The sequence below is a fragment of the Sphingopyxis sp. genome, from assembly GCF_016463645.1.
GTDB lineage: Bacteria > Pseudomonadota > Alphaproteobacteria > Sphingomonadales > Sphingomonadaceae > Sphingopyxis.
Genome location: NZ_JAEMQX010000105.1, coordinates 1 through 12,673, shown reverse-complemented (window position 1 = coordinate 12,673; position 12,673 = coordinate 1). Strand labels below are relative to the sequence as shown.

Annotated in this window: 12 protein-coding genes; 6 read left to right on the top strand and 6 right to left on the bottom strand. The window is 66.3% G+C overall.

Annotated features, from left to right (window positions below):
• From clpA to JHC57_RS17235, 4 genes are all read right to left on the bottom strand, one after another.
• On the bottom strand, positions 1–2,110 hold a 2,110-nt coding region (gene clpA, locus JHC57_RS17250), incomplete at its 3' end, for an ATP-dependent Clp protease ATP-binding subunit ClpA (RefSeq protein ID WP_294031537.1).
• A gap of 152 nt (positions 2,111–2,262) precedes the next feature.
• Positions 2,263–2,886, bottom strand: coding sequence for a glutathione S-transferase family protein (locus JHC57_RS17245; protein ID WP_294031535.1), 624 nt, complete (start codon positions 2,884–2,886; stop codon positions 2,263–2,265).
• Between the two features lie 87 nt (positions 2,887–2,973).
• Positions 2,974–3,534: a hypothetical protein gene (locus JHC57_RS17240; protein WP_294031534.1), complete on the bottom strand. Its 561-nt coding sequence runs from the start codon at positions 3,532–3,534 to the stop codon at positions 2,974–2,976.
• Positions 3,535–3,604: 70 nt separating this feature from the next.
• Complete coding sequence (locus JHC57_RS17235; protein WP_294031532.1) at positions 3,605–4,585, bottom strand: NAD(P)H-quinone oxidoreductase; 981 nt, start codon at positions 4,583–4,585, stop codon at positions 3,605–3,607.
• A gap of 128 nt (positions 4,586–4,713) precedes the next feature.
• Here JHC57_RS17235 and JHC57_RS17230 point away from each other — a divergent pair, with 128 nt between their 5' ends.
• The gene (locus tag JHC57_RS17230; RefSeq protein ID WP_294031531.1) at positions 4,714–4,911 is read left to right on the top strand and encodes a DUF1192 domain-containing protein; all 198 of its coding nucleotides are present in this window, start codon (positions 4,714–4,716) and stop codon (positions 4,909–4,911) included.
• A gap of 59 nt (positions 4,912–4,970) precedes the next feature.
• Here JHC57_RS17230 and JHC57_RS17225 read toward each other — a convergent pair whose 3' ends face one another.
• Together JHC57_RS17225 and JHC57_RS17220 are read right to left on the bottom strand one after the other, a co-directional pair.
• The gene (locus tag JHC57_RS17225; RefSeq protein WP_294031530.1) at positions 4,971–6,455 is read right to left on the bottom strand and encodes a heme peroxidase family protein; all 1,485 of its coding nucleotides are present in this window, start codon (positions 6,453–6,455) and stop codon (positions 4,971–4,973) included.
• A 186-nt stretch (positions 6,456–6,641) separates the two neighbouring features.
• Positions 6,642–8,114, bottom strand: a complete 1,473-nt coding sequence (locus JHC57_RS17220; protein WP_294031528.1) for an ATP-binding protein — start codon at positions 8,112–8,114, stop codon at positions 6,642–6,644.
• Positions 8,115–8,224: 110 nt separating this feature from the next.
• Here JHC57_RS17220 and JHC57_RS17215 point away from each other — a divergent pair, with 110 nt between their 5' ends.
• The 5 genes from JHC57_RS17215 to JHC57_RS17195 all read left to right on the top strand — a co-directional run.
• Positions 8,225–8,494, top strand: a complete 270-nt coding sequence (locus JHC57_RS17215; RefSeq protein ID WP_294031526.1) for a hypothetical protein — start codon at positions 8,225–8,227, stop codon at positions 8,492–8,494.
• Between the two features lie 112 nt (positions 8,495–8,606).
• Entirely contained in the window at positions 8,607–8,981 is a 375-nt protein-coding gene (locus tag JHC57_RS17210; protein WP_294031525.1) for a BlaI/MecI/CopY family transcriptional regulator, read from the top strand.
• The gene (locus tag JHC57_RS17205) at positions 8,981–10,708 is read left to right on the top strand and encodes a M56 family metallopeptidase (protein WP_294031523.1); all 1,728 of its coding nucleotides are present in this window, start codon (positions 8,981–8,983) and stop codon (positions 10,706–10,708) included. The genes JHC57_RS17210 and JHC57_RS17205 overlap by 1 nt, the downstream gene beginning before the upstream one ends.
• A gap of 113 nt (positions 10,709–10,821) precedes the next feature.
• Positions 10,822–11,568, top strand: a complete 747-nt coding sequence (locus JHC57_RS17200; protein ID WP_294031521.1) for a hypothetical protein — start codon at positions 10,822–10,824, stop codon at positions 11,566–11,568.
• The coding region (locus JHC57_RS17195; RefSeq protein WP_294031520.1) for a TonB-dependent receptor at positions 11,565–12,673 on the top strand (1,109 nt) is incomplete at its 3' end. The genes JHC57_RS17200 and JHC57_RS17195, both read left to right, overlap by 4 nt.

Here is a 12,673-nt window from a genome sequence, read left to right as displayed (position 1 = left end):
GCTTGTCATAGCCCTTGCCGGTCAGCCATTCGCGCGCCGCATCGTCGAGCTGGATATGGACGTTGCGGTCGGCGAGCTGCAGTTCGAGCTCGAGGATGAACTTGTCGACGACGCGCGCGACGACCTCGGGCGGCAGATAGCCGAAGGGCACGATCGCATCGAGGCGGTTGCGGAATTCGGGGGTGAACATGCGCTTCACCGCCTCTTCCTGCACATCCTCGCGCGTCGACTGGCCGAAACCGATCGACTCGCGCGCCATGTCGCTGGCGCCCGCATTGGTCGTCATGATCAGGATGACGTTGCGGAAGTCGACCGTCTTGCCGTGGTGGTCGGTCAGGCGGCCGTTGTCCATCACCTGGAGCAGGATGTTGAACAGGTCGGGGTGCGCCTTCTCGATCTCGTCGAGCAGCAGCACGCAGTGCGGGTTCTGGTCGATCGCATCGGTGAGCAGACCGCCCTGATCGTAACCGACATAGCCCGGAGGCGCGCCGATCAGGCGCGACACGCTGTGTCGCTCCATATACTCCGACATGTCGAACCGCTGGAGCGGGATGCCCATGATCGACGCGAGCTGCTTCGCGACCTCGGTCTTGCCGACGCCGGTCGGACCGCTGAACAGATAGTTGCCAATCGGCTTTTCGGGATCGCGGAGGCCCGCGCGGCTCAATTTGATCGCCGACGACAGCACCTCGATCGCGGTGTTCTGGCCGAAGACGACGCGCTTGAGGTCGGTTTCGAGGCTGGCGAGCGTCGCCTTGTCGTCGGTCGAGACCGACTTGGGCGGGATGCGCGCCATGGTGGCGATCACGGCTTCGATCTCTCTGGCGGTGATCGTCTTCTTGCGCTTCGAGGGGGCGACGAGCATCTGCATCGCGCCGACCTCGTCGATGACGTCGATCGCCTTGTCGGGCAATTTGCGGTCGTTGATGTAGCGCGCCGAGAGGTCGACCGCCGCGTTGATCGCATCCTGCGTATAGCGCACCTGATGATGCGCCTCGAATGCGCTGCGCAGACCCGCGAGGATCTTCTTCGTATCCTCGAGCGTCGGTTCGACCACGTCGATCTTCTGGAAGCGGCGCAGCAGCGCGCGATCCTTTTCGAAATGGTTGCGGAACTCCTTGTAGGTCGTCGAGCCGATGCAGCGGATCACGCCGCCCGACAGCGCCGGTTTCAGGAGGTTCGACGCGTCCATCGCGCCGCCCGAAGTAGCACCTGCGCCGATCACCGTGTGGATCTCGTCGATGAACAGGATCGCGTGCGGCAGGCCTTCGAGTTCGGTCACGACCTGTTTCAGCCGCTCCTCGAAATCGCCGCGATAGCGGGTGCCCGCGAGCAGTGCGCCCATGTCGAGCGAATAGATGACCGCGGGCAGCAGCACCTCGGGCACGTCACCCTCGATGATCTTGCGCGCGAGGCCCTCGGCGATCGCGGTCTTGCCGACGCCGGGATCGCCGACATAAAGCGGGTTGTTCTTGCTGCGGCGGCAGAGGATCTGGATCGTGCGGTCGACCTCGGCGCTGCGGCCGATCAGCGGGTCCACCTTGCCGCCCTTCGCCTTTTCGTTGAGGTTGACGGTGAACTGGTCGAGCGCGGTTTCCTTCTTGGACTTGCCTTCGCCCTTGTCCTTCGCCTCTTCCTTTTCCTCGGGCTCGGCCTGCGGCGAGGGCTTGCCGCCCTTGCCGACGCCGTGGCTCAAATAGGAGACCGCGTCGAGGCGGGTCAGATCCTGCTGCTGGAGGAAATAAACGGCATAGGATTCGCGTTCGGAGAAGAGCGCGACGAGGACGTTGGCGCCCGTCACCTCGTCCTTGCCCGACGACTGGACATGCAGGATCGCGCGCTGGACGACGCGCTGGAAACCGCTGGTCGGCGAGGGGTCGCTGTGCCCCTCGACCTTCAGGCTGTCGAGTTCGGTGTCGAGATAGTGGACGACCGCCGATTGCAGGTCGTCGAGCGCGACGCCGCATGCGCGCATAACTTCGGCGGCATGATCGTCGTCGATGAGCGCGTAGAGCAGATGCTCGAGCGTCGCATATTCGTGGTGGCGCTCCGAAGCGGCCTTCAGCGCGTTATGGAGGGTCTTTTCGAGGCTTTCCGAAAAGGACGGCATGGTCATTCATCTCCTTGCGGGGACCAGGCCGGGGAGATGGCGGCCCCCTTAGGACGATAACGTGGCGATGCCGCCGCCCCTCCGCAAGGGAAAAGCGGCGGGCTTTGTGAAATTACGATGACGGCGGCGTGTTCGCTTGCCGAATGCGCGTTTCATGCCGCCATCGGTATATAGCCCGGCTCGGCCTCGATCCGTGCGATCCAGCGCTGTACGGCGGGATAGTCGGCGAGCGCGAACAGTCCGCTGTCTTCGGCGACATGCGTATAGGCATAGAGCGCGACGTCGGCGAGCGAGAGATCCTGACCCGCGAGCCAGGGGTGCCTCGCAAGATGTTCGTCCATCAGCCGCAGTGCCGCCGCTCCCGCCGTCTGCTTCGCCGGGACCTGCGCGCGCTGGAGATCGGTGAAATTCGCCTCGCCGATCCATTTCATCCAGAAGCGCAAGGTCGCGACATTGGGTTCGTGATTATATTGTTCGAAGAACATCCAGCGCAGCATGTCGGCGCGCTCGAAGCGGTCATAGGGGACGAGGTGCGTGCCGTCGGCGAGCCAGAAGCAGGCGGCGTTGCTTTCGGGAAGGAATTTGTCGCCGATCTGGAGTACCGGAATCCGGCCGTTGGCGTTGACGTTCGCAAGGAAATCGGGCGTCCGCGTCTCGCCCTTCATGATGTCATATTCGCGCCGCTCGATCCGGCAGTCGAGCAGCGCCGCGGTCAGCCGTATCTTGTAGCAATTGCCGCTCGCGGCATATTCGTGAAGGATCGGGAAATCGCCCATCGCAGCCCCCATAGACGTGAATCGCCGCTGGCCCCCGGCACCAGCGGCGCCTCTATGCGGCGATCGGCGCGCGGTCGCAAGTGGCGCTTACGGACCGCAGCGCCACAGCCCCGCGAAGACGCGCCGGGCACCGTCGGCGCGGTCGGCGGTCAGCGTCGCGGGACGCGGCGGCGACTCCCCTCCACCCTGCGCCGGACCGACGAGCGCGACGCGAAGCTGCAGCCCCTTGGCGAAGAATTTGGTCCCCTTTGCCATCGTGTCGAAACCGCCGTTCGCCGAAATCGCTTCGATCGTGTCGCCGACCTTCACGATCCCGCGCGACGGCTCGTCCGACGCGACGTCGCCATTGGCGACAAGGATCGGCTGTGCGGCGTCCCCGGCGGCAAAGCTGCACGCGAGTTCGCCCTTCAGTTTGGCGCCGCCGACGTCGGTCCCGGTGAGCGCGGCGAGCTCGATCGGCGAGCCGTCGCCGCCGCGCGTCGGCACGTCGGTCGGCTTGATCGCGGGCGTGCCGGTATCGGGAACCTTGCTTTCGGGCGCGACCTCGCCGTCATAGGAAGCGGTCGGCGCCTTTTCGGTTTCGGCCGGTTGCGAGCAGGCGGCGACGGCGAGGGCGAGGCCTGTAACGGGCAAAAGCATGCTTTTCATCGGGAGCGATCATCCTCCTGGATTACCCCCCTCCCGATCAACCGCCGGTAAAATCGAATGTTCCCCCGGCTCATCCCACCGTGAGCACGATCTTTCCGACATGCGCGCCCGCCTGCATCCGCGCGTGCGCGGCGGCGGCGTCGGCGAGCGGGAAGCTCTGGTCCATCGCGGGCTTCCATGCGCCTTCGGCGAGCAGCGGCCACAAGGTGCGATGGATTTCATCGGCGAGCAGCGCCTTGAATTCGCTGCTCCGCGCGCGGAGTGTCGACCCGGTGAGCGTCAGCCGGCGGCGCATGACCTGCGATATGTCGATCTCGACCTTCGCGCCACGCTGGAAGGCGATCGTCACATGCCGCCCGTCGTCGGCGAGGCACTCAAGGTTGCGCGGCACATAGTCGCCGCCCACCATGTCGAGCACGACCTCGACGCCGCGGCCGCCGGTGAAGGCCTTCACGGCCTCGACATAGTCCGCGCTCGAATAATCGACGGCAAGATCGGCGCCGAGTTCGGTCGCCGCCGCGCATTTGTCGGCGCTGCCGCACGTCACGATGACCTTGATATCGAACAGCTTGCACAGTCCGATCGCGGTCGTGCCGATACCGCTGGTGCCGCCATGGACAAGCACGGTCTCGCCGTCGCGCACATAGCCGCGCTCGAACAGATTGTGCCACACGGTGAAGACGGTTTCGGGCAACGCCGCCGCCTCTTCCATCGAAAAGCCCTTGGGCACCGGCAGACAGCTCCCGACCGGCGCGACGCAATATTCGGCGTAGCCGCCGCCCGCGACGAGTGCACACACCGACTGCCCCAGAAGTTCGGGATCGTCGCCCGGCCCGACCGCGGCGATCGTCCCCGCAATCTCGAGCCCCGGCAGGTCCGATGCTCCCGGCGGCGGTGGATAAAAGCCCATGCGCTGCAGTACGTCGGGGCGGTTCACGCCCGCCGCGGCGACGCGGATCAACACCTCGCCCGGCCCCGGCCGCGGCACCGGCCGCGTTTCCGGTTGCAAGACTTCGGGTCCGCCGGGCGCGCTGATGGCGATGGCGGTCATTTCTGCTGGCACGCTCGTCACTTGGTAAAATCCCCCACTGGTCCAATCATTCCCGCACCCCTGCTCCGCCTTATTGACAGTGCGGCGACACGGGTCAACAGTCGCGCGCTTTTTCAGGAGGATGCGCCATGGACGATGACGACCTTCCCCGCCGCCGCGACGACGTGCTCGCGGCGCTGACAAAACAGCCGCTCGATCCTTTGTCGGTCGACGAACTCGACGACCGCATCGCCGCGCTCGAAGGCGAGATTGCGCGGATCAGGGCGCACCGCAGCGCCGCGACGAGCCAGAAGGCCGCGGCCGAGGCCTTGTTCAGGAAGAGTTGAATGGGGAATCACCGGCGCCCCGCGAGGGAACGCCGGTGACTTCGCCGCCTTTTCGCCTCCTAGGCGACCTCGGCGTAGCGGAGCAGGTCGATCATGCGGAAGTCATCACCCTTCCTCGACGCATCGACCGTCGGCAGGAACGGCTGCCATTCGGGATCCTGCGAGAGATAGGATCCCTTGTCGCCCTGCAGCAGCCCGAGGAACACCTCGGTGACGATCCGCGCGCCGACGGGCCCGAGCCGCTCGCCATTCTGCGTCACCTGCGCCTCGCGCAATATGTAGAACCAGAGCGGCGTCCGGTCGTCGAAGCCGTGCGGCTTGAGATCGGACAAATCGCCTTTCGACAGTTCGGGCAGCTTCATCGCGCGCGCCACCCGCTGGCCCGAGGGCAGCGAGAAGGTCAGGTGGCGGAGCAGGTTGCGCTGCGCGAGCGAGGCCGGGTTGGTCTTCGGATCGGGGTTCGGCACGACCGATCCCGGCAGACGGAACAGCGACGTCGACAACGTCGTGTCGATCTTCTTGTTCGGTTTCACATTGCCGTCGCTGAAGTCGAAGAAGGTCGGCCAGTCGATGAAGCGCCGCGGTGCGCGGCAGCCGCCCGACAGATCGTCGGGATCGGTCGGGTCCGACGGTGTCGGGGTAAAGATCATCGCGAAGAACGGATTGCCACCGTTGCCGGTGAAATTGGCGCGGTACGACGGCCGCACCTGGCTGTGCCCGAAGCGATAGGCCGCGACCGAGAATTCGACCGGGATATAGGGCTCGTTGTGCCAGCTGTAATATTTGCGGCCGTTCGTCAGCACATCGTCGACCACCGCGTCGCCGCACGTCTTGCGCAGGAATTCGTGGACGATGATCCACTGATAATGCCAGCGTACGATCCGCTGCGCCTCGGCGAAAATCTCGTCCGATCCGGTCAGCTTGATCCTGGTCTTCACATATTCGACGACCTGATTGTGAAACTTCAGGAAGGCGACCTGAAGCTGGCCGATGATCAGATTCTCGTCGTCGCGCGGGTCGGCGATCAGCGCGACATTCTGGCTGTTGCGCGGCAGGTCGAACTTGTTCGCGGTCCCCGTCGCTTCGAGCAGGAACTTGCCGCCCTTGCCGCCTTGCGTGTCATAGAGATGCGGGCTGCCGCCCGGTCCCGCGCCATAGACATTGTCGAGCCCGAAGCTCGGGGTACGGAAATTGGCGATCTGTTCGGGATCGACCTGCCGCTCGAGGCTCGATGTCGGATCGAAGGTCATGTCGTGGTCGAGGAACTGGCCGAGGAAGGTAAAGCCCGCGGTCAGCGTCGGATTGTCGCTGTTCTTCGCCGACAGCGCCGGATTGGTGATCAGCTCGGCGGGGGTCTTGGTCAGATTGTCCCTGGCATCCATGATGCCCCCGGCCTTGCCGATCTCGATCAGCGCGGCGCGCACATCGGGGGTGTCGGCGGCAAAGGGCGGCAGTTCGCCGAACATGCGGCCAAAGCGGCCGGCGTCGGAATATTTGGAGCGCGGCGGAACGATGTCGCGCGGATATACGCCGTGACGAGGCATGGCAGTCTCTCCTGTCGGTTATGGTCTGGGGTCGGGACGATCCACCCACCAAGGAGAGCTGGCATCCGCTTTTATAGGTGCGAACCTGCGGCAGGGATTGCCGCGCGCCGCGCGCGGCCCCAAGATTTAAGGTGGCTAATTCGGAATTAACATGCCGGGTCGCGGCGAAATCGCGACGGAGCGAGCCTATTCGGCCTCGGTGCTGAGCCCGAGTTCGGGAATGCCGATCGAGCGGCGCCCGCCGAAATCGGCGCGTACGACGATCACACCCTGCTTTTCCATATATTCGACGAGGCGGCGGATACGTCCCGGCGAGCGGCTGCCATAGGCGCGGCCGAGGATCTCGTCGTCGGGGCAGGGCTCGCCGTCCATCGCGGCGCGCGCGATCTGCAGGAAGGGGGCGAACATGTCGTGCGGCAGCCGGTCGGCGACGATCAGTGCCTCGCGCCAGCGCGGCTCGGCCGGATCGAACACCCCGCCCCTGGCGAGTGCGAAGCGGCGGCGGAAGGCGGCGAGGTCGAGCGGCACCTTCTTCAGTTTCTGCATCCGGCAGCGCACCGAAAAATCCTGGTAAAGGAAGGATTCGGGCTGGAAGGCGCAATCGGGATCGGACAGCATCTCCTGCAGCGTCCCGATCACCACCGCGTCGCTCTGTTCGGCTTCCGCCGCCGCCTCGACAATGTCGAACACCGGCGGTGCATCGACATCCTCGTGCAGTCCCTCGCTCGCCGCGATCCGCTCCAGAACCTCGCTCGCGGCGACGGGTTCGGGCTCGGGCGCAAACACGCGCGGTTGGGCGGGCGCTTCCAATTCGGTGAACAGCATCGATCGCATATCGTCGCCCCCTGCCTCGGGCAGCGGCATCAGGCCGTGCGTGCCGAGGCGCGTCGAGGTCTGCGTCGATCCGATGCGCACCGAGAGCGGTCGCCGCGAGATCGCGGGACCGAGCCCGAGGAAATGCCCGCGTTCGAGGTCGCGGATCGTCTCGGCCTGCCGCCGCTCCATGCCGAGCAGGTCGGCGGCGCGCGCCATGTCGATGTCGAGGAAGGTGCGCCCCATCAGGAAATTGCTCGCCTCGGCGGCGACATTCTTCGCGAGCTTGGCCAGCCGCTGCGTCGCGATCGCGCCCGCCAGGCCGCGCTTGCGCCCGCGGCACATCAGGTTCGTCATCGCGCCGAGACTCGCGCGGCGGACATTGTCGGCGACGTCGCCAGCGACGCTCGGCGCGAACATCTGCGCCTCGTCGACCACGACCAGCGCGGGAAACCAGTGCTCGCGCGGCGCATCGAACAAGGCATTCAGGAACGCCGCTGCGCAGGTCATCTGCGCCTCGATATCGAGCGATTCGAGGCTGAGGACGATCGACGCGCGATGCTCGCGGATGCGCGCGCCCATCGCCGCGATCTCGCGCTCGTTATAGTCGCCGCCGTTGATCACGACATGGCTGTAGGCGTCGGCGAGGGTAACGAAATCGCCTTCGGGATCGATCACGATCTGCTGCACCAGCGCGGCGCTTTCCTCGAGGATGCGGCGTAGCAGGTGCGACTTGCCCGACCCGGAATTGCCCTGGACGAGCAGGCGCGTCGCGAGCAGTTCCTGCACGTCGATGCGCACGCTCTGTCCCGTGCTGTCGGTCCCGATATCGATGCTGGTCTTCACGGTGGCCGCCCTATCGGGCGCCCAAGCGAATGACAACCGGCCGGGTCTCCGGATCGCCCGATTTTGCCACACGACCTTGCCAAGCGCCCCAAACCGCCCAAAAGGGCGCCATGGATTTCGACGACCAGCTCCGCCGCTATTTCGGCACCGCCGACCTCGCGGCGGTCCACCCCGAGGCGCACGCCGCAGGCACCGAGCGCATGCGCGTCGATTTCGGCCTCGAAACCAACCCCGGCCGCCGCTTCGCGCTCTGGGCGCTGATGTATATGCTCGGCGTGGCGCCCGACCTCGACGTCGCGTTCAAGGATGAGGGCGAGCGCAACGTTGCGCGCGACTTCATGGATATGGTGGACCGGGCCGGTGAAACGGAAGGCGGCTAGCGACCGGCGCGGGCCTTTTCGATGCGGCCGTGTGTTATCCGAACAAAACCCCTTGCAAAGCATGCGCTACAAATGTAGCACGCTACAAATGTAGCGCATAAGGTGATTCGAAATGCTGTCCAGTCTGCCGCCACGCGAACGCGAAATCGTCGACATTCTCTATGAGCGCGGTGCGTCGACCGTGACCGAGATCGGCGAGGCACTGGCCGACGCGCTGTCGGGGTCGGCGATCCGCGCGATGCTGAAGCGCCTCGAGACCAAAGGTTTCGTCGCCCGTGAACAGTCGGAGCGCGGTTTCGTCTATGCACCGAGCGTGTCGGACAAGACCGCGCGCAAGTCGGCGCTGAGCCAGGTCGTGCGCGTCTTTTTCAACGGTTCGGCGACAAGTGCCGCCGCCGCTTTGCTCGGCATGCAGGACGAGATGAGCAATTCGGAACTCGACGAGCTGGAAAAGATGATCGCCAAAGCGCGCGAAGGGAGAGGGTGATGTTGAGCACCGCCATGTTGCTGGGCCTGGCCTGGAAATCGGTTGTCGTCGCCGCGCTGACGCTCGGGCTGCTGCGGCTCGCACGCGCCCGTTCGGCCGGGGAGCGGTCGATGATCGCGCATGCGGGGCTCGCGGCGCTGCTCGTGCTGCCCGCGGCAATCCTGTTCCTGCCGCAATGGACGCCGTTGCCCGCCGACTGGTTCGCGACGCCGGCGGTGCCCGCCACCGAAATCATGACAACGGGGGGATCGGCGATCGATCCGGCACCCGCCACGGCTTCAGTCCCTGTCGTGGCGGATCGTGCCGGATCGACGCCGATCGTCTTTTCGTGGAGCGACCTTGCCCCCTTTCTCTATTTGCTCCCGCTCCTGCTCCTCGCTGGAGTGATGGCGCTCGCCGTCGTCCGGCTGTTCGCGATGCGCGCCCGCGCCGAGATACTGGTCGAGGGATCGTGGCTGTCGGCGCTCGCCGAGGCGCAGCGGCGCATGGGGTTCAAACATGGCACCGCGCTGCTCGTCAGCCCGGAACTGCGGTCGCCGATCAGCTGGGGCGTGCTGCGCCCGACGATCGTGCTGAGCCCCAAGGCGGTCGCGGCCGCGGGTGAAGCCGAGGCGATCATCGCGCACGAACTCGCGCATGTTGCACGGCTCGACTGGGCGAAACTGCTCGGCGCGCGGGTCGCCTGCGCGGTCTTCTGGTTCAATCCGCTCGTGTGGATGCTGGCGCGCGAGAGCCATCAGCTCCGCGAGGAGGCCGCCGACGATGCGGTGTTGATGGCCGATATCGACGGCCCCGACTATGCGACCCTGCTGGTCGGCGCGGCGCGTCACGACAATCAGGGGACGTTGCTCGCCGCGCACGGCGTCGCGCCGGGCAAGGACAGCCTGAAGCGCCGCATCACCCGCGTCCTCGACGGCAGCCTGAAGCGCGGTCCGGCGAGTGCGAGCTGGATGCTGATGAGCCTCGTCGTGCTCGCGGGGATCACCGCGCCGCTTGCCGCCTTTTCCGCGACGGCGAAGCCCGAGGCGAAAGCGGGCGTTCACACCGCCGTCGCCTCGAATCGCGAGGAAACGACGGTGACGTCGTCCACGTCGGCAGCGGCTTCGGCGAAGAGCGGCGACGGCGTGGTCGCTGCGGCGACGGCGAATTCGAAGCCGCTGACCGCCGAACAGCTCGTCAGCATGCGCGCGGTCGGCGTGACCCCCGAATATGTCGAAAAGCTGCGCGAGAGCGGCGGGTCGCTGGACGCCGACGACATCATCTCGGCCAAGGCGAGCGGGATCGACCCCGCCTATGTCCGGCAGATGCGCGCCATCATTCCCGGTGCCGACTTCGACGACCTGGTCGGCGCGCGGCATGTTGGCGTCGATGCCGCCTTTGCCCGCGACATGAAGTCGCATTTCCCGGGTGTCGGGATCGACGATCTGGTCGCGCTGAAGGCGATGGGGGTCGACTGCGATTTCGTCACCGACATGCAGAAGTCGGGGGTGAAGATGCGCAGCGCCGACGAGGCGATCGAGTTGCGCGCGACGGGCGGGTTCCGCCCGGTTGCGAAGCCCCGCACGCCGGTGACGCCCCGTCCCGTGACGAAGGCCGTGCAAGGTGGCAATGTGGCGGTCGTCGATATGGAGCGCGGGGTGATCGAGGCGCGCCGCGCCGACGGCCGCACCGCGCGGATCGAGTTCCCCGCCGTGCCCGAGCCGCCCGAGCCGCCCGTCCGCGACTGACGCCCGGACGTTCGTCCGCACTGACCGACGATTAATCGAAACCCGTTTCAAAATGGCCGCTGCGGCGGCGAGCGATGACGCTCGCCCGGCGCACGGTGGGAGGAGTGCACCAAATGAAGGCCCTATATCTTGCCGGCGGCGCCGCGCTGCTGTCGATCCTCGCCTGTTCGGCGCCGACCGCCGCCGCCGACCCGCTTGTCCTGACCGACGTCAGCTGGGTCGCCGAGCCCGCGGGCGGAAAGAAAAGCGCGCCGCGGATTCGCATCCAGCACAAGAGGTCGAGCAGCGACCGGACCTTCGACGGAACGCGTCCCTATTTCGCCGAGGCCGAGGCGGCGCTCGGACGCGCGACCGCCGGACCGGTCAGCTTTCAGGTCGCGCACGACGCGGGCACGCTGTCGTGCACCGGCACGCTAACGGGCGCGTTCGACGGGCGGGGCGAATGCCGCTTCACGTCCGATCCGGCGTTCGAGAAGGCGCTGAACGAACGCGGCCTCGCGCCCGACCGGCGATCGACCCTGCTCGCGATGCTGCTCGTCGATGCATCGATCGCGCTTGCCGACGGGCTGGCGCGCGAGGGGGTGCGGCCGAAGGATGCCGACGACCTGATCGCCGCCGCGGCGCTCGAGGTGCGACCCGAATATATCCGCGACCTCAGATCGGAAGCGCTCGTGCTGACCGACGTCGAGGACGCGATCGCGTGCAAGGCGCTGGGCGTCGACGGCGCCTATGTGCGCGGGCTCGCCGCGGCGGGATACCGGAAACTGAGCGCCGACGAGGTCGTCAGCATGAAGGCGATGGGTGTGAGCGCCGAATATGCGCAGGCGATGAACCGCGCGGCGGGGGGAAAGCGGAAGTGAAACGACTGACCAGTCTTGCGGCCGTGGCCGCCGTGCTTGCGGTGCCGGCGATGGCGCAGGAGACGGCCGCGCCGACCGGCGAAGCGCCGCCGCCGGCGCCGACCGAGATCGCACCGACGGCGACGAGTGCGGCGCGGCAGGTTTATGCGCCCGCCGATTTCGCGCGCTACGCGCCGCGCAACGCATACGACATGCTGATCCAGGTTCCGGGGTTCCAGATCCGCGACAATGAACAGCTGCGCGGACTGGGGCAGGCGACGGGCAATGTGCTGTTCAACGGCGAGCGGCCGTCGAACAAGGCCGACGACATGTACACCCAGCTGTCGCGCATCCCCGCGAGCAACGTCGAACGGATCGAGATCGTCGACGGCGCCACGCTCGATATTCCCGGCCTGTCGGGACAGGTGGCCAATATCGTCTATCGCGCCGACAGTTTTTCGGGGCAGTTTTCGTGGAAGCCGCAGTTTCGCCCGCATTATACCGATCCGCTGTTCACCCGCGGCGACGTGTCGGTGCGCGGGCGCAAGGGCGATGTCGAATATGAGGCGTCGCTCAACAACGACGATTCGGCGCGCAGCGGCGCGGGCGGCCCGACGCTCATCCATGACGGCGCGGGCAATATCACCGAACGGCGCAAGGATATCTGGAACACGCACTACGACACGCCGAAGCTGTCGGGGCGCATCACCTGGGACCCCGCGGGCGACACGGTCGCCAATCTGGGCGGCCATTATCAGCGCAAGTACGACCGCTATTATGAGGACGGGTTCCGCACCGGGCCGGGACAACCCGACCGCGTCCGCACCGTCTATGAAAATGCGGACAGCTGGAACTATGAGGTCAGCGGCGACTATCAGTTCGGTTTCGGGCCGGGCAAGCTCAAGCTGATCGGGCTCCGCCGCTTCAGCCACGAACCCTACCGGCAGGAAATCGTCACGACGCCCGAGGGCGAAGTCGCGACGGGCGACCGCTTCGCGCAGACGGGCGATATCGGCGAGACGATCGGGCGCGGCGAATATCAGTGGAAGATGTTCGGGGGCGACTGGCAGCTGTCGGGCGAGGCGGCGTTCAACACGCTCGACAATATCGCGTCGATCGCGGTGCT